Annotated in this window: 17 protein-coding genes; 4 read left to right on the forward strand and 13 right to left on the reverse strand. The window is 73.5% G+C overall.

Annotated features, from left to right (window positions below; genetic code table 11):
- Window positions 1–239: 239 nt before the first annotated feature.
- Window positions 240–833 carry a class I SAM-dependent methyltransferase gene (locus tag ACQEVB_RS29030; RefSeq protein WP_432977945.1) on the reverse strand — a complete coding sequence of 198 codons (594 nt, stop codon included), beginning with the start codon at window positions 831–833 and terminating at the stop codon, window positions 240–242.
- Between the two features lie 36 nt (window positions 834–869).
- On the opposite strand from ACQEVB_RS29030, the gene ACQEVB_RS29035 reads away from it, so the two are divergent.
- Entirely contained in the window at window positions 870–1,574 is a 705-nt protein-coding gene (locus tag ACQEVB_RS29035; RefSeq protein WP_432977948.1) for a DsbA family oxidoreductase, read from the forward strand.
- A gap of 13 nt (window positions 1,575–1,587) precedes the next feature.
- Here the strand turns inward: ACQEVB_RS29035 and ACQEVB_RS29040 are convergent, their stop codons facing one another.
- The 4 genes from ACQEVB_RS29040 to ACQEVB_RS29055 all read right to left on the reverse strand — a co-directional run bounded on the left by ACQEVB_RS29040 (window position 1,588) and on the right by ACQEVB_RS29055 (window position 7,074).
- Entirely contained in the window at window positions 1,588–2,061 is a 474-nt protein-coding gene (locus tag ACQEVB_RS29040) for a hypothetical protein (RefSeq protein WP_432977951.1), read from the reverse strand.
- Window positions 2,061–3,728 carry a dihydroxy-acid dehydratase gene (gene ilvD, locus ACQEVB_RS29045; RefSeq protein WP_432977954.1) on the reverse strand — a complete coding sequence of 556 codons (1,668 nt, stop codon included), beginning with the start codon at window positions 3,726–3,728 and terminating at the stop codon, window positions 2,061–2,063. The genes ACQEVB_RS29040 and ilvD overlap by 1 nt, the downstream gene beginning before the upstream one ends.
- 143 nt (window positions 3,729–3,871) lie before the next feature.
- Window positions 3,872–5,191 carry an MFS transporter gene (locus ACQEVB_RS29050; protein WP_432977957.1) on the reverse strand — a complete coding sequence of 440 codons (1,320 nt, stop codon included), beginning with the start codon at window positions 5,189–5,191 and terminating at the stop codon, window positions 3,872–3,874.
- A gap of 140 nt (window positions 5,192–5,331) precedes the next feature.
- Window positions 5,332–7,074 carry a DEAD/DEAH box helicase gene (locus ACQEVB_RS29055; protein ID WP_432977960.1) on the reverse strand — a complete coding sequence of 581 codons (1,743 nt, stop codon included), beginning with the start codon at window positions 7,072–7,074 and terminating at the stop codon, window positions 5,332–5,334.
- A 244-nt stretch (window positions 7,075–7,318) separates the two neighbouring features.
- Between ACQEVB_RS29055 and ACQEVB_RS29060 the strand changes: the two genes are divergently transcribed.
- Together ACQEVB_RS29060 and ACQEVB_RS29065 are read left to right on the forward strand one after the other, a co-directional pair.
- Complete coding sequence (locus ACQEVB_RS29060) at window positions 7,319–7,999, forward strand: tyrosine-protein phosphatase (RefSeq protein WP_432977963.1); 681 nt, start codon at window positions 7,319–7,321, stop codon at window positions 7,997–7,999.
- A gap of 13 nt (window positions 8,000–8,012) precedes the next feature.
- A complete protein-coding gene (locus ACQEVB_RS29065; protein WP_432977966.1) occupies window positions 8,013–8,687 on the forward strand; it encodes an HAD family hydrolase in 675 nt (224 codons plus the stop codon).
- Between the two features lie 84 nt (window positions 8,688–8,771).
- On the opposite strand, the gene ACQEVB_RS29070 is transcribed toward ACQEVB_RS29065, so the two are convergent.
- From ACQEVB_RS29070 to ACQEVB_RS29090, 5 genes are all read right to left on the reverse strand, one after another.
- Window positions 8,772–11,225, reverse strand: a complete 2,454-nt coding sequence (locus ACQEVB_RS29070; protein WP_432977969.1) for a Tex family protein — start codon at window positions 11,223–11,225, stop codon at window positions 8,772–8,774.
- A gap of 106 nt (window positions 11,226–11,331) precedes the next feature.
- Window positions 11,332–11,712, reverse strand: coding sequence for a hypothetical protein (locus ACQEVB_RS29075; RefSeq protein WP_432977972.1), 381 nt, complete (start codon window positions 11,710–11,712; stop codon window positions 11,332–11,334).
- On the reverse strand, window positions 11,709–12,128 hold the full coding sequence (locus ACQEVB_RS29080) for an SgcJ/EcaC family oxidoreductase (RefSeq protein ID WP_432977975.1): 420 nt from the start codon (window positions 12,126–12,128) through the stop codon (window positions 11,709–11,711). Before ACQEVB_RS29080 ends, ACQEVB_RS29075 begins: the two co-directional genes overlap by 4 nt.
- Window positions 12,129–12,291: 163 nt before the next feature.
- Window positions 12,292–12,900, reverse strand: a complete 609-nt coding sequence (locus ACQEVB_RS29085) for a PadR family transcriptional regulator (RefSeq protein WP_432977978.1) — start codon at window positions 12,898–12,900, stop codon at window positions 12,292–12,294.
- A 41-nt stretch (window positions 12,901–12,941) separates the two neighbouring features.
- The gene (locus ACQEVB_RS29090) at window positions 12,942–13,778 is read right to left on the reverse strand and encodes an FAS1-like dehydratase domain-containing protein (protein WP_432977981.1); all 837 of its coding nucleotides are present in this window, start codon (window positions 13,776–13,778) and stop codon (window positions 12,942–12,944) included.
- A gap of 74 nt (window positions 13,779–13,852) precedes the next feature.
- Between ACQEVB_RS29090 and ACQEVB_RS29095 the strand changes: the two genes are divergently transcribed.
- Complete coding sequence (locus tag ACQEVB_RS29095; protein WP_432977984.1) at window positions 13,853–14,647, forward strand: hypothetical protein; 795 nt, start codon at window positions 13,853–13,855, stop codon at window positions 14,645–14,647.
- A gap of 9 nt (window positions 14,648–14,656) precedes the next feature.
- Here ACQEVB_RS29095 and ACQEVB_RS29100 read toward each other — a convergent pair whose 3' ends face one another.
- Genes ACQEVB_RS29100 through ACQEVB_RS29110 form a run of 3 tightly spaced genes read right to left on the reverse strand, consistent with a single transcriptional unit; the run spans window position 14,657 to window position 18,585 of the window.
- Window positions 14,657–15,337: a hypothetical protein gene (locus ACQEVB_RS29100; protein ID WP_432977986.1), complete on the reverse strand. Its 681-nt coding sequence runs from the start codon at window positions 15,335–15,337 to the stop codon at window positions 14,657–14,659.
- A 42-nt stretch (window positions 15,338–15,379) separates the two neighbouring features.
- On the reverse strand, window positions 15,380–16,531 hold the full coding sequence (locus ACQEVB_RS29105) for a class I SAM-dependent RNA methyltransferase (protein ID WP_432977989.1): 1,152 nt from the start codon (window positions 16,529–16,531) through the stop codon (window positions 15,380–15,382).
- Window positions 16,528–18,585: an APC family permease gene (locus ACQEVB_RS29110; RefSeq protein WP_432977992.1), complete on the reverse strand. Its 2,058-nt coding sequence runs from the start codon at window positions 18,583–18,585 to the stop codon at window positions 16,528–16,530. Before ACQEVB_RS29110 ends, ACQEVB_RS29105 begins: the two co-directional genes overlap by 4 nt.
- Window positions 18,586–18,589 lie beyond the last annotated feature (4 nt).

An 18,589-nucleotide genomic window follows, 5' to 3' on the forward strand; every position in this document is an offset into this window, starting at 1 on the left:
GTCCCACCTCCGGGTCGACTGCCGCGACGACGATAACCCGGCGCCCGTCAGGCCGACCCCGCCGACGTCGCGACGATGGTCCGGCGCGAACGCCACGCACGGGCAGGCGTACTGCGGGTTGCCTCGACGACGCGCGTGGCCAATTCGGCGAGTCCGGCGGCACCCGACAGGCTCCACATCGCCCCGAAACCGCCCGCGATCACCGCCTCGACGAGGGCACCGCGCGAATCACCCGCACATCATCCACGCGGCGACCCCACGGACCGGTGGACCGACACGGCGTAGGGGCCGCCGGCGTAGGGCGCCCGGTCCCACGTGGCGAACCGTTCCGCGAGCGCCAGTCCGGCGTCCGCGCACCACCCGTCGTAGTCGGCGAGAGTGGGCCAGCCGGGACGCAGTGCGAACCCGGCGACGAGCCGACCGCCCGCCATGAGGTGCCGGGCGCAACCGGCCACGGCAGCGGCCCGGTCCGCGACGGCGACGTAGGGCACGACGTTGCCGGCCAGCAGCACGACGTCGTAGCGGTCGGGCAGGGCGAGCCCGGCGAGGTCGGCGCACACCCAGGCCAGCTCGGGCGCCCGGGCGACGGCAGTGGCGATCATGTCCGGGTCGGCGTCCACCACGCGGACGGGGATGCCGCGTCGGGCCAGCTCGATCGCGACCCGACCCGTGCCGCACCCGGCGTCGAGGACCGACCCCGGCTCGTACGACGCGACGAGGTCGGCCTCGCCGTGCGGGTTCTCGCCGCGCTCGACCATCCGCTGCCAGCGCTCGTCGTAGCGGGCGATGTCGAACGCGCCGCGCCAGGCCGTCCAGTCCTCCGGGAGGCTCACCGGAACACCCTGACAGCGCGACGGGTTGCAGTCAGCATGCATGTGGAGATCTGGTCCGACGTCGTCTGCCCGTGGTGCGCGATCGGGGGCGCCCGCTTCGCGAAGGCACTCGCCGAGTTCGAGCACCGCGACGACGTCGACGTGCGGTGGCGCAGCTTCGAGCTGGACCCGCAGACCCCGCGGGAGCCCGCCGGCGACCTGGCCGACCGGCTGGCCGCGAAGTACGGCATGACCCGTGAGCATGCGCTGGCCAAGAACCAGCAGGTCAGCGATCTGGCCGCGGTCGAGGGGCTCGAGTTCCGGCTGGACCGCGCGCAACCCGGCAACACGTTCGACGCGCACCGGGTGCTGCACCTCGCCGCCGACCGCGGCCTCCAGGAGGCGGCGAAGGATCGGCTCTTCCGCGCCTACTTCACCGACGGTGATCGCATCGCCGACCCGGAGACCCTTGTTCGGCTCGGCACCGAGGCCGGACTCGACGAGGCCGAGGTGCGCGAGGTGCTCGCCGGCGACCGCTACGCCGCCGAGGTGCGCGCCGACGAGGAGCAGGCCCGCGTGTACGGCATCAGCGGGGTGCCGTTCTTCGTCCTGGACCACAAGTACGGCGTGAGCGGCGCGCAGTCCACCGAACTGCTGCTCGCCGCCCTGCGGCAGGCCTGGGCCGAGAGCCGGCCACTGCAGCCGATCACCGTGCCGGCCACCACCGCGGACGGCTGCGACGACGGCAGCTGCGCCGTCTGAGTCAGCCGTCCGTTCAGCCCGCGCGGCCGACGAGGTCGCGCAGCCACTCCACCGAGCCGTCGCCGTGCAGCGCGACCGCGGCGGCGAGCTGCCACGCCAGCGACGGCAGGAAGTCGTCGCGCAGGGCGTCGCGGTAGCCCATGATGTCGGCCGCGCGCTCCTCGTCGACCAGCGGCTCGGAGGTGTACCGGGCCCGCGCGGCGTACCGCGGCCCCAGCTCGTCGCGGATCCACGCCAGCACCGGCTCCACGAGATCCGTCGACTCGACGTGGTCGCGGACGACCGACAGCCAGCGCACGAGGATCAGCGTCACCATCAGCTCGATGGTGCGCTGCTCGTCGGTGAAGCCGCCGGACAGCGGCGTCAGCGCCTGCCGCGCGGGCTCGGCGGAGCGCTCGGCGAGGGTCGCTCGCACAGCGTCCAGCACCAGCTCGGAGATCCGGTTGGTCGCAGCCGCGATGTCCGCCAGCTCCTGCTGCTTCGCCATCAGGAGCACACCGCGCCCTGCGCCGCCGACCCGACCAGCCGCGCGTACTTGCCCAGCACGCCCGTGCGCAGGGCGGGCTGCCTCGGCTCCCAGCCCTGCCTGCGCCGGGCCAGCTCGGCCTCGTCGACGCCGAGGTCGAGGGTGCGTGCCTCCATGTCCAGCACGATGGGATCGCCGTCCCGCACGAACGCGATGGGTCCACCGTCGACGGCCTCCGGTGCGACGTGCCCGACGCACAGCCCGGTGGTGGCGCCGGAGAACCGGCCGTCGGTGAGCAGGAGCACGTCCTTGCCCAGCCCGGCGCCCTTGATCGCCCCGGTGACGGCGAGCATCTCCCGCATGCCCGGGCCACCCTTCGGGCCCTCGTAGCGGATCACGACGACATCGCCGGGCTGCAGGTCGGGCAGCGCGTCCATGGCGTCCTGCTCGCCGTCGAACACCCGGGCGGTTCCCTCGAACCGCGCCGAGTCGAACCCGGCGCTCTTCACCACCGCCCCGTCCGGTGCGAGCGAGCCGTGCAGGATCGTGATGCCGCCGGTGGGGTGGATCGGGTTGTCGAGCGCGCGCAGGATCTCGCCGTCCAGGTCGGGCGGCTCGATCGCGGCGAGGTTCTCCGCCACCGTGGCGCCGGTGCAGGTCAGGGCATCGCCGTGCAGGAGACCGGCGTCGAGCAGCGCCTTCATCACCACCGGCACGCCGCCGACCTTGTCGACGGTGGACATCACGTGCGCGCCGAACGGCTTCACGTCGGCCAGGTGCGGCACCCGGTCGCCGACCCGGTTGAAGTCGTCCAGCTCCAGCGGCACGCCCGCCTCCCAGGCGATGGCGAGCAGGTGCAGCACCGCGTTGGTGGAGCCGCCGAACGCCATCACCACGGCGATCGCGTTCTCGAACGCCTCGCGGGTGAGGATCTGGCGGGCCGTGATGCCCTTGTCGATCAGCCCGACCACCGCCTCGCCGGACGCGCGCGCGATGCCGTCGCGCCGCCGGTCCACCGCCGGTGGGCTCGCCGACCCGGGCAGCGCCATGCCGAGCGCTTCGGCGGCGCTGGCCATGGTGTTGGCCGTGTACATGCCGCCGCAGGCGCCCTCGCCAGGGCAGATCGCCCGTTCGATGGCGTCGACCTCGGCCTCGGAGATCAGCCCCCGCTGGCACGCGCCGACGGCCTCGAACGCGTCCGCGATCGTCACCTCCCGCTCCCCCACGTACCCGGGCAGGATCGAGCCCGCGTAGAGGAACACGGCGGCCAGGTCCAGCCGCGCCGCGGCCATCAGCATGCCCGGCAGGCTCTTGTCGCAGCCGGCGAGCAGCACGGTGCCGTCGAGCCGCTCCGCCTGCGCCACGGTCTCCACCGAGTCGGCGATGATCTCCCGGCTCACCAGCGACCAGTGCATCCCGACGTGGCCCATCGAGATGCCGTCGGACACCGAGATCGTGCCGAACTCCATCGGGAACCCACCCGCGCGGTGCACGCCCTCCTTCGCCGCGATGCCGAGGCGCTGCAGCGACAGGTTGCAGGGGGTGATCTCGTTCCAGCTCGATGCGATCCCGATCTGCGGCTTGGCGAAGTCCTCGTCGCGCATGCCGACGGCGCGCAGCATCCCGCGCGCAGCCGCCCGTTCGAGCCCGTCGGTGACGTCCCTGCTGCGTGGTTTGCGGTCGTTCATGACGCTCCTGTGGTGGTGGTCGGGTCAGCTTCCCGCATGCCCCGGTCGCCCCGGCCCACACCCCCGGCTCGTCGAGAACGACGTTGTGGTGATCAACAAGGCCTGTTGATCACCACAAGTTCGTTCTCGACGGGTGCGTGGCGTCAGCTGATCCGGGTCGGGTCCGCCTCCCGCACGGCCTTCCCCAGCGCGAGCACCACCACACCCGACAGCACCATGAACGCGGCCACCGCGAGCATCCCGGCCTGGAACGCGCCGGTCAGGTCCTTCAGCCAGCCCGCGAGGTAGGGCCCTGCGAAGCCGGACAGGTTGCCGAACGAGTTGATCAGCGCGATGCCGGCCGCGGCGCCGACCCCGGTCAGGAACTTCGGGGGGATCTGCCAGATCACCGGGATCGCGGCGAACACGCCGCAGGCGGTGATCGTGACCGCGGCCATGACCAGGTACGGCGAGTTGAACAGCAGCGCGACCGCGATGGCGGCGGCCCCGACGAACGCCGGGATCGCGACGTGCCAGCGCCGCTCCCCCGTCGCGTCGGAGTGGCGGGACCACAGCACCATCACGACGGACGCGACCGCGTACGGGATGGCGGTGACGAGCCCGGTCTGCACGAGCGACAGCTTCGTCCCGAACTGCTTGCCGAATCCCTCGATCACGGTGGGCAGGAAGAACGCCAGCACGTACAGGCCGAAGACGATGCCGAAGTAGACGACCGACATGGCCAGCACCCGGCCGTCGGTGAGGGCCTGGCGGATGCCGACGGTGTGGGGCACCTGGCGCTCGTCCTCCGCGGCGATGACGGCCTCGAGCGCCTCGGCGTCGGCCCTGCCGAGCCAGCGGGCCTTGGTGGGCCGGTCGGGCAGCAGGAACAGCAGCGCGATGCCCAGCAGCACGGTCGGGATGCCCTCGACGAAGAACATGAACCGCCACCCGTGGTCGAACCCGAGCGCGCCGTTGCCGTTCTGGATGAGCAGGGTGGAGATCGGCGCGCCGAACACCGAGGACAGCGGCACCGCGAGGAAGAACAGGGCCACGACCTTCGCGCGTGTGGCTCTCGGGAACCAGTAGGTCAGGAACAGGATGATGCCGGGGAAGAAACCCGCCTCGGCGAACCCGAGCACGAACCGGACGATGTAGAAGCCGATCGGGCCGGTCACGAACGCCGTCGCCGACGCCACGATCCCCCAGGTGATCATGATGCGGGCGATCCAGATCCGCGCCCCGACCCGGTGCAGGATGATGTTGCTCGGCACCTCGAAGAAGAAGTAGCCGATGAAGAACAACCCCGCGCCGAGCCCGTACGCGGTGGCGGACAGGCCCAGGTCGGGGTTCATCGTGGTCGCGGCGAAACCCACGTTGACGCGGTCGACGTAGTTCAGCAGGTAGCAGAGGCCCAGCAGCGGCAACAGCCGCCACATCGCCCGCCGGACGGTCCCGTCAACATGCGTCGGTGCAGCTGCCATCGGGCGACCCTATCCCGAGCGGCCGTCGAAGTTGATCTGGAACGGGCTGCGCCGCCGCGAACGACGGCGACAGGTGCACATCGACCGAGATCTCGCGTCGACGGGTCGTGGAAGGCGACCCGTCGACGCGGTCCCGCGGCTCAGGTCCGGGCGAAGCCGCGGTCGCGGCGCACGTTGGCGCGGCGACCCTTCAGCGTGGTGCTGCCGCGGAGGCTGCGCAGCACGTCGTCGGCGGCGTGCTCCGGGATCTCGACGAGCGCGTGCCGCTCGTGGATCTGGATGGCGCCGATGTCGCGACCGGACAGGTTCGACTCGTTGGCCAGCGCACCCACGATGTCCTGCGGGCGCACCCCGCTCGCGCGACCGGCGTTGACGAACAGCCGGGTGGTGCCGGCCTTCGGCGGACGGGTGCCGGCGGCGCCACCGCGGCCCCGGGGCTCGCGAGCCGGACGGCCGTCGCGGCCGGTGCGCGCGCCTGCCTTCGGGGCGGCCACAACGGGGATGTCCTCGGCGTCGTCGGGTGCGCCGGTGGCGTCCTGCAGCAGCGCGATCGCCGCCGCGGCGACGTCGAGCAGGCCGTGGTCGGCCGCCAGGCCCGTGAGCATCTCGCGGATGTCGTCCAGCTCGGGGGCGTCACCCGCCAGCTTCTCCGTGATCGCGGACCGGGTTCGCTCAAGCCGCGCGGCACGCAGGTCGGCGGCGGTGGGCACCGGGGCGATCTCGATCGGCTGACCGGTGAGGCGCTCGACGGCGCGCAGCGCGTGCACCTTCGACGGCGGCGCCAGCGTGATCGCGACACCCTCGCGACCGGCGCGGCCAACCCGGCCGATGCGGTGGACGTACGCCTCCGACGTCTGCGGGACGTCGTGGTTGACGACGTGGGTGAGCAGGTCGATGTCGAGACCGCGGGCCGCGACGTCGGTGGCGACGAGCAGCTCGGTGCGGCCGCTGCGCAGCCGCTCCACGACGCGCGTGCGGTGCTCCTGGTCCATGCCGCCGTGCAGCGCCTCGGCGCGCAGGCCGCGGCCGGTCAGCGTCTCGGTGACGGCGTCGACGTCGGCGCGGGTGCGGCAGAAGACGATGGCGGCGGTGGGCCGCTCGGCCTCCAGCACCCGGCCCAGAGCCGCGGTGGTGTGCGAGCGCGGCACCAGGTACGCCGTCTGGCGCACCTTCGGCGCCTCGCCCTCCGGCACCTCCTGCCGGCGGATCCGCACGGTGACGGGCTCGCGCAGGTACTTCTGCGCCAGCGTCTCGATGCGCCGCGGCATGGTGGCGGAGAACAGCACCGCCTGGCGGGTGTCGGGGGTCTGGTCGAGGAGGGTCTCGATGTCCTCGACGAAGCCCATGTCGAGCATCTCGTCGGCTTCGTCGAGCACGACGACCTCGAGCTCGGCCAGCCGCAGCGCGCCGCGGTTGGCCAGGTCGATGGCCCGGCCCGGGGTGGCGACGACGACGTCGGTGCCCTGCTGCAGCGCCTTCCACTGCGGGCCGACGGGTGCGCCGCCGTAGACGGTGGCGACGCGGGCGCCGCGGCCGCCGTAGAGGCCGGCGCCGTAGCGGGTGACGGCCTCGGCGACCTGCAGCGCGAGCTCGCGGGTCGGGGCCAGCACCATGCCGAACGGCGCGTCGCCGCGGCCCTGCTCGGCGCGCAGCTCCACGAGGCGCGCGAGCATGGGCAGCGCGAACGCCGCCGTCTTGCCGGTGCCGGTGGCGGCCTGACCGAGCAGGTCGTGGCCGTCGGCGAGCGGGGCGATGGCCTCGGCCTGGATCGGGCTGGGGTGGGTGTAGCCGAGCTCGGCCACGGCGGCGAGCAGCTCGGCGGGGAGGGGGAGATCGGAGAACAAGGGCAGATCGAGCGCAGGCTCGGTGACGGTCACGAACATTCTTTCGTCGCAGCGAGCGGGCACGCGCGTCTCGGCGTCCCGCAGATCGTGTGAGTCCGCGGGGCCCTCTGCACGACTGCTGCCTGGCCTTTGCGGTCTCTCCAGATGGTGTCAACGCACCACCGCCACGACATCATCCCAGACGGGAGCGGCGTCCCGTCCACCGGGCCGGCACCTGTTCGTCACATGAGTCGCAGGTCACGATGTTGCGTGGCGTTCATCCGGCCCGCCGATCCTGGTTCGCATGACCGATCCAGTCAACCTGCGTGACGTCCGCGGGCTGCGCACGGGCGGCGGGCGGATCGTCCGGCGCGGCGCGCTCTACCGCAGCGAGGCTCCCCGCTCCGCGGCCGGGCCCGACGTGGCCGTGTGGCCACCTGCCCACGTCATCGACCTGCGCGCGCCTGAGGAACGCACCTGGGCGCACCCGCTCGACGGTCCGTCGACGGTGCACCAGGTGCCGCTGGGCCGCAGCCTCGCCCCCGCCCTCGCCGAGCAGACCGACGAACCCGACCTGGCGTGGGCGTACCGCCTGCTCGCCAAGGACGCCGCCGACGAGATCGCCGGCATCATCCGGCTCGTCGCGCACTCCCCCGGCCCGGTGCTGGTGCACTGCACGGCCGGGAAGGACCGCACCGGCATCGTCGTGGCCGTCCTGCTGCGCGCGGTCGGCGTGACCCGCAGGGACGTGGTCGCGGACTACCTGCGCACCGCCGACGTGCTGCCGCAGCTGTGGGCGGCGCTGGGCACGGTCGGCGTGCCGCACCCGCGCAACCCCGCGCTGCTGGGCGTCCAGGCCGACGCGATCGAGGCCGTCCTCGACGAGCTGGACGGGCATCCCGACGGCGTCGCCGGCTGGCTCTCCGCGCACGAGGTGCCGGCCGCCGACCTCGACCTGCTGCGGGTCCGGCTGCTCGCGCCCTGACAAGCTGGAGCGCATGCGGCTCGTCATGTGGGACGTCGACGCCACCCTGCTGCGCGACCACGGTCGCTGCTACGGCGCGTACGTCAGCGCGTTCACCGCGCACACCGGCCGGGAGTTCGCGGCGTCGCTCGTCACCGGCGGCCGCACCGACCGGTGGATCACCACCGAGGTGTTCGCCCAGCACGGGCTCGATCCCGGCGGCTTCGACGAGTTCTTCGCCCGCTACGCGACCGCCGTCGCACAGCTGCCGCCAGGGCCGGAACCGGCCGAGGTGCTGCCCGGCGCCGCCGACGTCCTGGCCGCCCTGCACGCCCACCCCGACGTCGTGCAGACGCTGGTCACCGGCAACATCGCGCCGGTCGCCGTGGCGAAGGTGGCCAACGTCGGCCTCGATCACTACCTCGACACGACCATCGGCGGCTACGGCGACCACCACGAGGTCCGCGCCGAGCTGGTGCGCGCGTCGCGTGCTCGCGCCGAGGCCGTCCACGGCCCGTTCGCCGACGCGGACGTGCTGGTCGTGGGCGACACCGAGCACGACGTGCAGGCCGCGCTCGAGTGCTCCGTCGTGGCCGTGGGCGTGGCCACGGGCCGGACCACCGCCGCCGAGCTGGCCGCGGCCGGAGCCCACCACGTGCTGCCCGACCTGCGCGACACCGAAGCCGCCCTGGCGGTGCTCGCCGGATAGGCGACCTCACACAGCGCGCGGCCCCTCACACAGGTTGGGCGGTGTGTGAGGGGGCCGCGCGGTGTGTGACGTCGTTCGCGCCGGTCACTTCTCCTTGGCGAGACCGGCCCTGCGCAGGGCGTCGGCCATCGCGCTGTTGGCGAGGCCCCCGCCACCGGAGCTGCCGCCGCGGCCGCCCCGGCCGTCGCGCCGCTGGTCCTGCTGGCGCTGCCCGCCCTTGCCGCGGCCGGGCTGGTCGCGCGGCGGCCGCTTGTCGGGACCGGACTGGCCCCGGCCGCCGTCACCACGACCGCGGGGAGCCTTCGCCGCGCCGGGCTCGTCGTCGAGCCGGAGGGTGAGCGAGATGCGCTTGCGGGCCTCGTCGACCTCCAGCACCTTGACGCGCACCACGTCGCCGGACTTGACGACCTCCCGCGGGTCGGACACGAAGGTCGACGACATCGCCGAGACGTGCACCAGCCCGTCCTGGTGCACGCCGACGTCGACGAACGCGCCGAACGCGGCCACGTTGGTGACCTGCCCCTCCAGGAGCATGCCCGGGCGCAGGTCGGAGATCTTGTGCACGCCCTCGGCGAACGTCGCGGTGCGGAAGGCGGGCCGCGGGTCGCGGCCGGGCTTCTCCAGCTCACCGAGGATGTCGCTGATCGTGGGCAGCCCGAAGCGCTCGTCGACGAAGTCCTTCGCGCGCAACGACTTGATCTTGGTGGCGTTCCCGATCAGCGTGGCGATGTCGGTCTTCGCAGCGGCCAGGATCCGGCGCACCACCGGGTAGGCCTCGGGGTGCACGCCGGAGACGTCGAGCGGGTCGTCACCGCCGCGGATGCGCAGGAAGCCCGCGCACTGCTCGAACGCCTTCGGCCCCAGCCGCGGCACGTCGGCCAGCGCCGTGCGGGTGCGGAACGGGCCGTTCGCGTCGCGGTGCGCGACGATCGCGGCGGCGAGGCTCTCCGAGATGCCCGACACGCGCCGCAGCAGCGGCACCGAGGCCGTGTTGAGGTCCACGCCGACGGCGTTCACGCAGTCCTCGACCACCGCGTCGAGCGAGCGCGACAGGGCGGCCTCCGCGAGGTCGTGCTGGTACTGGCCCACCCCGATCGACTTGGGGTCGATCTTCACCAGCTCGGCCAGCGGGTCCTGCAGACGGCGCGCGATCGAGACGGCACCGCGCAGCGACACGTCCAGGTCGGGCAGCTCCGCCGACGCGTACGCCGACGCGGAGTAGACCGACGCGCCCGCCTCGCTCACCACGACCGGCACCAGCTTCAGCGCCGGGTTGCGCGCGGCCAGCTCGCGGGCCAGCTTGTCGGTCTCCCGGGACGCGGTGCCGTTGCCGATCGCGATCAGCTCGACGTCGTGCGCCGCGGCCAGCTTCGTGAGCGTGGCCAGGGAGGCGTCCCACGCGCGGCGCGGCTCGTGCGGGTAGATCGTGTCGGTGGCGACGACCTTGCCGGTGGCGTCGACGACGGCCACCTTCACGCCGGTGCGCAGGCCGGGGTCGAGCCCCATCGTGGCGCGGCTGCCCGCCGGGGCGGCCAGCAGCAGGTCGCGCAGGTTGGCCGCGAACACGCCGATGGCGCCCTCCTCGGCCACCGTGCGCAGCCGCACCCGGATGTCGACGGACAGGTGCATGAGGATGCGCGTGCGCCACGCCCAGCGCACCACGTCGCGCAGCCACTTGTCGGCCGGTCGGCCCTGGTCGGAGATGCCGAACGCGGCCGCGATGGTGGCCTCGTAGTCGGTGGTCTCCCCCGGCTCGACGGGCTCGGCCGTCGGCTCCAGCGCGACGTCGAGCACCTCCTCCTTCTCCCCGCGGAAGGCCGCGAGGATCCGGTGGCTGGGCAGCTTGGTGAACGGCTCGGAGAACTCGAAGTAGTCGGCGAACTTCGCGCCCTCGGTCTCCTTGCCCTCCCGCACCTTGGTGACGAGCCGGCCGCGCGACCACATCCGCTCGCGCAGCCCGCCGATCAGGTCGGCGTCCTCCGCGAAGCGCTCGACGAGGATCGCACGGGCGCCCTCCAGGGCCGCCGCGACGGTGGCGACCTGGCCTTCCTCAGTGCCGGTGACGTACCCGGCAGCCACGGCCTCGGGATCCTGCGTCGGATCGGCCAGCAGGGTGTCGGCCAGCGGCTCCAGGCCCTGCTCCCGGGCGATCATGGCCTTCGTGCGGCGCTTCGGCTTGAACGGCAGGTAGATGTCCTCCAGCCGGGCCTTCGACTCGGCCGCGCGGATCCGCTCCTCCAGGGCCTCGTCGAGCTTGCCCTGCTTGCGGATCTCCTCCAGGACGGCGGCCCGCCGCTCCTCCAGCTCCCGCAGGTAGCCCAGCCGCTCCTCCAACGTGCGCAGCTGCGCGTCGTCGAGGGAGCCGGTGGCCTCCTTGCGGTAGCGGGCGATGAACGGGACGGTGGCCCCGCCGTCGAGCAGCTCGACGGCGGCCGCCACCTGGTTGTCGCGTACGCCGAGCTCGTCGGCGATGCGTTGCTGGACCCCGTTGCGGCCGGGCTTGACGCGGGATGCGGGCGGCGTGGTCGTGCTCGTCACCCCACCATCGTGGCGGGTGGGGCCGACAGAATCACGCCCCACCCGTCACCCGGTCGGGACGGCGGCCTCGCTAGCATCCCGCCCCTTGTGCCGTAGGAGCGCGCTCCTACGCCGGTCGCAGCTCGTCCTCGATCCGCCGGGCCAGCGCCGCGAGGCCGCGCCGGCACTGCTCCTCGAACCCGACGAACAGCCGGTTGGCCAGCGGCACCGCCCAGACGAGCCACTCCGCCGCGTTCACGACGCGGTGCACGAGCACGGTGGTGCCGCCGACGGTGCCCGCCGACCACTCCCCGCGGTACCACCAGCCGCCCTGGACGGCCACCGTGCCGGACCCGGCGGGCCTCGCCCCGGTCAGCGCGCGCATCCGGTCGCCGAGCAGGTACGCCCGCAGCTCGGCCTCCCCGACGGCCACCGGCGCCGACCCGTGGAAGAGCTCGCCGCCCGCCACCGCACGCCGGGAGACCCGAACCGCGCTGAGCACGCTCACCGCTGCCCGCCCGACACCCGGGTGTTCTGGAACGCGGCGACCGCCCAGCCGTCCGCGGCGCGCCGGAGCACGAACGAGACCGTCGAGGCGCGCTCGTCGGGCAGCTCCTCCTGGCCCTCCAAACGGATCCCACCCGCCCCGTCGACCAGCACGTACGCGACGTCGTCGGTGATCATGCGCACCTCGCCGGCGCCCGTGCCGGACATGCGGGAGCCGCGCAGCGGGCCGTCGAACAGGAACTGGTGGGTGGCGGCGATCGCCTCCCGCCCGCGCAGCACCTGGCCGGCGAACGTGACGTAGGTGGCGTCCTCGGTGAACTCGGCGCCGTACGCGGTGCCGTCGCCGGCGTTCCAGGCAGCGGCGAGGCGGCTCAGCACGGCGATGATCTGGTCGTGCTCGACGAGTGACGCGGACATGGCGCTGGACATAGTGGTTCCCCTTCCGGGTGGGTGTGGAGGTGCTGGATCCACCACCCGGCGGGCTACGATCGCGGTGCAGTTCCGAGCCGTGCCGCGCCTGGTGGTGCGTGCGGTTCCGGTGCGGGGGTGGGCGTTGCCGCGCCCGCCCCCGCCATCTGCGTCAGGTCATCGGGGGCACCTCCGCGAGCGTGACGAGATCGGCCTGCTCGCGCCACGGCAGGGCGCCGGACTCGATCTCGGTGACGACGCCGGCCACCCAGTCGTGCTCGGCGGTGATCCGGGAGAGCGCGTACTCCGCCTCCAGGAACAGCAGCCGCGGCAGCTCCGCGGGACGGTCGGCGAGGGCGGCCGATGTGCCGTCACGGTGCCGAGCGAGCGTCGCGAGCCGGGTCCGCAGGGCCGCGACAGCCTCCGCGGCCGTCAGGCAGCCGGCGAACGACAGCCCGGCGACCAGCAGGTCCGTGTCGGCGTCGGGCACGGCGAGCAGGCGGGTGACCCGTTCGGTCAGTTCGGCCCGGCCGCGCTCGGTGATCCCGTAGACGATCCGCTCCGGGCGGCCGGAGGGCCGCTCGGTGTCGACGACCTCGACGTGCCCGTCCCGCAGGAGGCGCTCGACGGAGTGGTACATGCTGCGCGGGAGCCCGGTGACGAAGTCCTTGTGGAAGTCGATCATCATCCGGTGCATCTCGTAGGTGTGCCGCGGGCCGGTGGTGAGCAGGCCGAGGACGGTCAGCCCGGGCAGGTCACGATCCGCTCGCTTCAGCTCCACCGGGCACCTCCTTAAGGCAGATTGCAGTATGGCAAGTTGCACTATACGCCGTCAAGGGTGACGGTCCCGGCCAGCGACGGAGCGGCCCCCGCGGCGCCCGCCACCACCGTTCCGCCCGGGTCGCCGCCGGCCACCACCTCGCCGGCGAACGCAGGGCGGGTCAGGCGGTAGGCGAAGGCGGTGACGCACCGCTCGGGCGCCCGGCGGCGCGGGACCTCCAGTGCGAGCAGCGCGAGCAGCGGACCGTGCACGACGAGCCCGGGGTAGCCCTCGACCTCTGTCACGTACGGGTGGTCGTAGTGGATGCGGTGGCTGTTGAACGTCAGCGCGCTGAACCGGAACAGGAGCGGCGGGTCGGCGGCGACGCGCACGAGGGGCTCGATCGGCGGCGCCTCGGCCGGAGCGGCGAGGCCGCGCGCGGTGCCCGGCGGCTGGCTGCGGTAGGCGAAGTCCTGCTCCTCGACCTGCGCGACCACCCCGTCGACGACGAACTCGCTGCGCACCGTCACGAAGACCGAGGCGCCGCTGCGCCCCTGCTTCGCGGTCGCGGACAGCAACCGGGAGCGGCGGGTCACCACGTCGCCGACGCGCAGCGGCGCCGTGACGGTCAACCGGCCGCCGGCGAACATCCGCCTGCGGTGCTCCATCGGCGGCTGGAAGGCGGCACCGACCGGGTGGCCGTCCGCGCCGAGGTCGGCCTGCCGGTGCACGTCGAGCAGGTGGAACGCGTGCCACAGCGGCGGCAGCGGGTCACCCGGCCCGCGCACGGGCGACGGCTGGTCCAGCAGCGCGGCGAAGGCCGTCGACGCCCAGGCGTCGATCCGAGCGGTCGTCTCCACCGGGGCGGGCGACCAGCCGGCTAACGGATCGGGATCCATCAGCCGACGGTAGTCAGTGCGCGGCGTTCCGGCCGCGGAATCGCTACCGTGGAAGCGGACCATGAGGGGGGAACATGGCGGTTGCCCGGGGCTCCGTCCTCGCGGACGCGGCGCTCACCGTCCTCGCCGTGGTGGTCACCGCGCTCGGCGTGCTCGCGCTCGCCCTCGTCACCGACGGCGCGCCCCCGCCCGGCGCGCCCATGACGGTGCTCGCCTGGTTCTACCCCGTCATGGCGCTGCTCACGGCGCTGGTCATCGGCATCGGTGTCCTCGTCGGACGCATCCCGGGCATCGCCACGGTCGTGCTGCTCATGGCGGCACCGCTGCTGGTCACGGCGCTGCCCGTCGAAGCGGTCGGGCTGGCGGACCGACTGCAGAGCCCGCTCGCCTCGTCCACCATCGACCTGCTCGGCACCTACGTGCCGTTCGTGATCGCCGGCGCGCTGCTGCCCTACGTCCTCGACGTGCGGATCCGGCCCGGCACCGTCGTCGCGGTGGTGGTCGGCGTCGCCGGCGCCGCCGTGGCCGTCTGGCTCTCCGGGACGGCGCTGCGGTTCCTGCCGGAGGCCGGTTCCGCGCCGCGCACCGGCACGCTGCTCGGTGCCGGGCTGATGCTCGCCGCCACCGCGGTCGTGGCGATGGTGAGCGCCGCCGCGCGCGGGCGACCGCTGGTCGGGCTGGTCGCCGCCGGCGTCCTCGTCGTCCTGTGGGCGGCCGCCGCCCTCGCTCCGGTGCAGGTCCAGGGCGTGCTCGGGGACGACGTCGGCACCCGCGCGCTGATGACGACGCTGTGCTCGCAGATCTGGTTCACCATCGCCGGACTCCTCGCGCTGCCCGCGGTCGGGCAGAGCGCCGAGCGCGGCGGCTGACCACCCGCGCTACGACGCGAAGACCCGTTGCAGCAGCGCCACGGCCGCGGCCTGCCGGTCCCCGATCGGTGCGGACGCCGCGAACACCTCCACCTCGACGAGCCGCGAGTCGTCGACGGCGATCGCGGCACTGCGCTGCTCGCCGCCGTAGGCCCGCCCCCGCGAGCCGACGGGGATCGGCGTCGACGTGACGTCCTGCGTGCCGGCGTCGCTCTCGAACGACTTGAACTGCTCGTCGGCGATCAGCGCCGGGCCGCTGGTGATCTGCACGTCGACGCCGGTGGCCCGGTCGTCGGACAGGTAGCTGCACCCCGACGCCACCACCACCGACACGCCCGCCTTGAGCTTCACCGGGGACCCGACGAGCGTGGACACCTCGGCCTCGCTCGGGCACTCGGTCTTCGCCCCGGCCGTCACCCCGGAGACCGCGGAGCCGACCCGGTACAGCGCCCACGCACCGAACCCGACCGCCACGAGCACCAGCACGCCGACGACGACCGCGGCGATCACGCAGCCTCGGTTGGAGCGACGCGGCGGTGGCGGCGGGTTCGGGCCCGGTCCGTACTGCTGGGGCTGGTACTGCGGCTGGTACGGCTGCTGGTACGGCGGCGGGCCCTGCGGAGGGCGCGGCGGATACCACCGCCCGTCGGGCGCCTGCCACCAACCCGGTCCCTGCGGCTGCTGCGACATGGCCCTCCTCGATCCCGGTGGACGCGCATTGTGGCGGGTCGGTCAGTCGCGGTCGAGCAGCGCCACGCACTCGAGGTGGTGCGTCATCGGGAACGCGTCGAACGCGCGCAGCCGGCGCAGCGCGTAGCCGCGGTCGGCGAACAGCGCGACGTCGCGGGCGAGGGCCGCCGGATCGCACGCGACGTGCACGATCCGCTGCGGTGCCCGCGCGACCAGCGCGTCCACCAGCTCGCGCCCCAGGCCGCGCCGGGGCGGGTCGGCGACGACGACGTCGGGTGCTTCGAGGATGCCGTCGAGCGCGTGCTCGACGCGCCCGGCCCGCCAGTCGATCCAGGTCAGGTCCGCGAGCGCGCGACGGCCGTCGGCGACCGCCTGCCGGGACGACTCGACCACGACGACCCGGCCAGCGGGTCCGACCTGGCGGGCGAGCACCGAGGCGAACAGGCCCACCCCGCCGAAGAGGTCCCACGCGGTGCCGCCGGCGGGCGCGTCCGCCCATTCCGCCACGACATCGGCGAGCGTGTCCGGCAGCGCCGGATGCACCTGCCAGAACGTGCCCGGGGACAGCAGCCACTCGCGCCCGGCCGCCCTGGCCACGGCCGGGCCGTCGCCCGGTCCGTGCACGACGCCCTCGGCGTCGACGCTCACCTCGATCTCGATGCCGGGCGGGAACTGCTGCGCCAGCACCGGTTCGAGCACGCCCTGCGGGGCGAGCGGGCAGTCGGCGACGGGCAGCACGTCGTGGCTGCGGTGCGCGCGCAGCCCGGCCCGGCCGAGGTCGTCGACGGCGAGGCGGACCCGGCTGCGCCAGCCGAGCGGCCCGCCGGGCAGCTCCTCCACCTCGACCGGCCGGTCGACCCCGGCCAGCCGGTGCAGCTGCTCGGCCAGCACAGCGGCCTTCAGCGCGCGCTGCCCGTCCGGGGTGACGTGCTGCAGGTCGCAGCCGCCGCAGCCGCCGGCGCGCGCCCACGCGCACACCGGCTCGACGCGCTGCGGGGCGGCCGTGAGCACGGACACGGTGTCGGCGCGGCAGAACGCGCCGCCGCCGTCCTCCGTCACGACCGCGTGGACGCGCTCTCCGGGCAGCGCGTGCCGCACGAAGACGACGCGCCCGTCGTGGCGGGCGACGCAGTGCCCGCCGTGCGCGACCGGCCCGACCTGGAGGTCGAGCACGCGGTCCGTCCAGTCGGTCACGGCCGACGCACGCCCGCCGTGGGACGTTCGGCGGCGCTGCCGTTGCCGGCCGTGTCGTCGGCGCCGGTCTCGCCGTCGTAGCCGCGTCGGGTCGAGCCCGGCGGGGTCTCCGGCCGGCGGGCTGCGGCCCGTTCCGACGACGCGAGCTGCCACGGCACGCTCGTCACCATCACGCCCGGCTGGAACAGCAGCCTGCCCTTCAACCGCAGCGCGCTCTGGTTGTGCAGCACCTGCTCCCACCAGTGCCCGACCACGTACTCGGGGATGAAGACCGTGACGACGTCGCGCGGGCTGGTGGTGCGGATCCGCTTCACGTAGTCGAGCACCGGCTTCGTGATCTCGCGGTAGGGCGACTCGACGACCTTGAGCGGGATCGGGATCCGGCGCTTCTCCCAGTCGCGCATCAGCCGCTTGGTGTCGGCGTCGTCGACGTTGACGGTGAGCGCCTCCAGCATGTCGGGACGGGTGGCGCGGGCGTAGGCGACGGCGCGCAGCGTCGGCTTGTGCAGGGTGGAGACGAGCACGATCGCGTGGTTGCGGGACGGGAGGACGCCGTCGACCTCGCCGGCGACGAGCTCGGCCGCCACCCGGTCGTAGTGCCGGCGGATCGCGATCATCAGCAGGTAGAAGAACAGCATGCCCGCGATGGCGATCCACGCTCCGCGGGTGAACTTGGTGATCAGCACGATCACCAGCACGACCCCCGTCATGATCGCGCCGAAGCCGTTGATGGCCTGGGAGCGGCGCATCCGCCGCCGGGCCGCCGGGTCGGTCTCGGTGGCCAGCAGCCGCTGCCAGTGCCGCAGCATGCCCGTCTGGCTCAGGGTGAACGAGGTGAACACGCCGACCGTGTAGAGCGCGATCAGCCGCGTGACGTCGGCCGAGAAGCCGACGACCAGCACGACGGCCACGCCGGCCAGCACGAGGATGCCGTTGGAGTAGGCCAGGCGGTCGCCACGGGTGTGCAGCTGCCGGGGCAGGTAGCGGTCCTGCGAGAGGATCGAGCCGAGCACCGGGAAGCCGTTGTAGGCGGTGTTGGCCGCCAGCACCAGGATCAGCGCGGTGCAGATCACCACGAACACGAAGCCGGGCGTGAACGTGTCGAACACGGTCTCGGCGAGCTGCGCGACCAGCGTCTCCTGGGTGTAGCCCGGCGGCGCGTTCGTGATCTGCTCGGCCGGGAACTCCGCCACCTTCGCCCTGGTCAGCATGGCCAGCGCGATGATCCCGGAGAACATCAGCACCGAGATCGTGCCCAGCAGCAACAGCGTGGTGGCGGCGTTGTGCGACTTCGGCTTGCGGAACGCCGGCACCCCGTTGGAGATGGCCTCGACGCCGGTGAGCGCGGCCGCGCCCTGGGTGAACGAGCGCAGCACCAGCAGCACCAGCGCCAGCCCGGTGAACGCGTCGCCCTCGGCCACGAGCTGCAGGTTCGCGCTCGGCGCGTCCAGCGGCTGGCCGAGGATGACGATGCGGGTCAACCCCCACACGATCATCGCCCCGATGCCGAAGATGAACGCGTACGTCGGCACGGCGAACGCCACGCCGGACTCGCGCACCCCGCGCAGGTTCATCGCCGTGAGCACGATGATCGCCACCACCGCGAAGCCGACCTTGTGCTCGCCCACGTACGGGATCAGCGCGCCGATGTTGGCCGCCGCCGACGAGATCGACACCGCGACGGTGAGCGTGTAGTCGACCAGCAGGGCGCTCGCCACCGTCAGGCCCGCCTTGCGGCCCAGGTTGACCGTGGCCACCTCGTAGTCCCCGCCGCCCGACGGGTAGGCGTGCACGTTCTGCCGGTAGCTGGTGACCACCGTGAGCAGCACCACCACGACCGCGAGCCCCACCCACGGCGCGATCGCGTACGCCGCGATCCCCGCCGCCGACAGCGTCAGGAAGATCTCCTCCGGCGCGTACGCCACCGAGGACATCGCGTCGGACGCGAACACGGGCAACGCCACCCGCTTGGGCAACAGGGTGTGTGCGAGGCGGTCACTGCGCTGCGGCCGTCCCACGAGGATGCGCTTGACGGCGACGCCGAACCGGGACACGGCG

Source organism: Pseudonocardia sp. CA-107938, from assembly GCF_050936315.1.
Lineage (GTDB): Bacteria > Actinomycetota > Actinomycetes > Mycobacteriales > Pseudonocardiaceae > Pseudonocardia.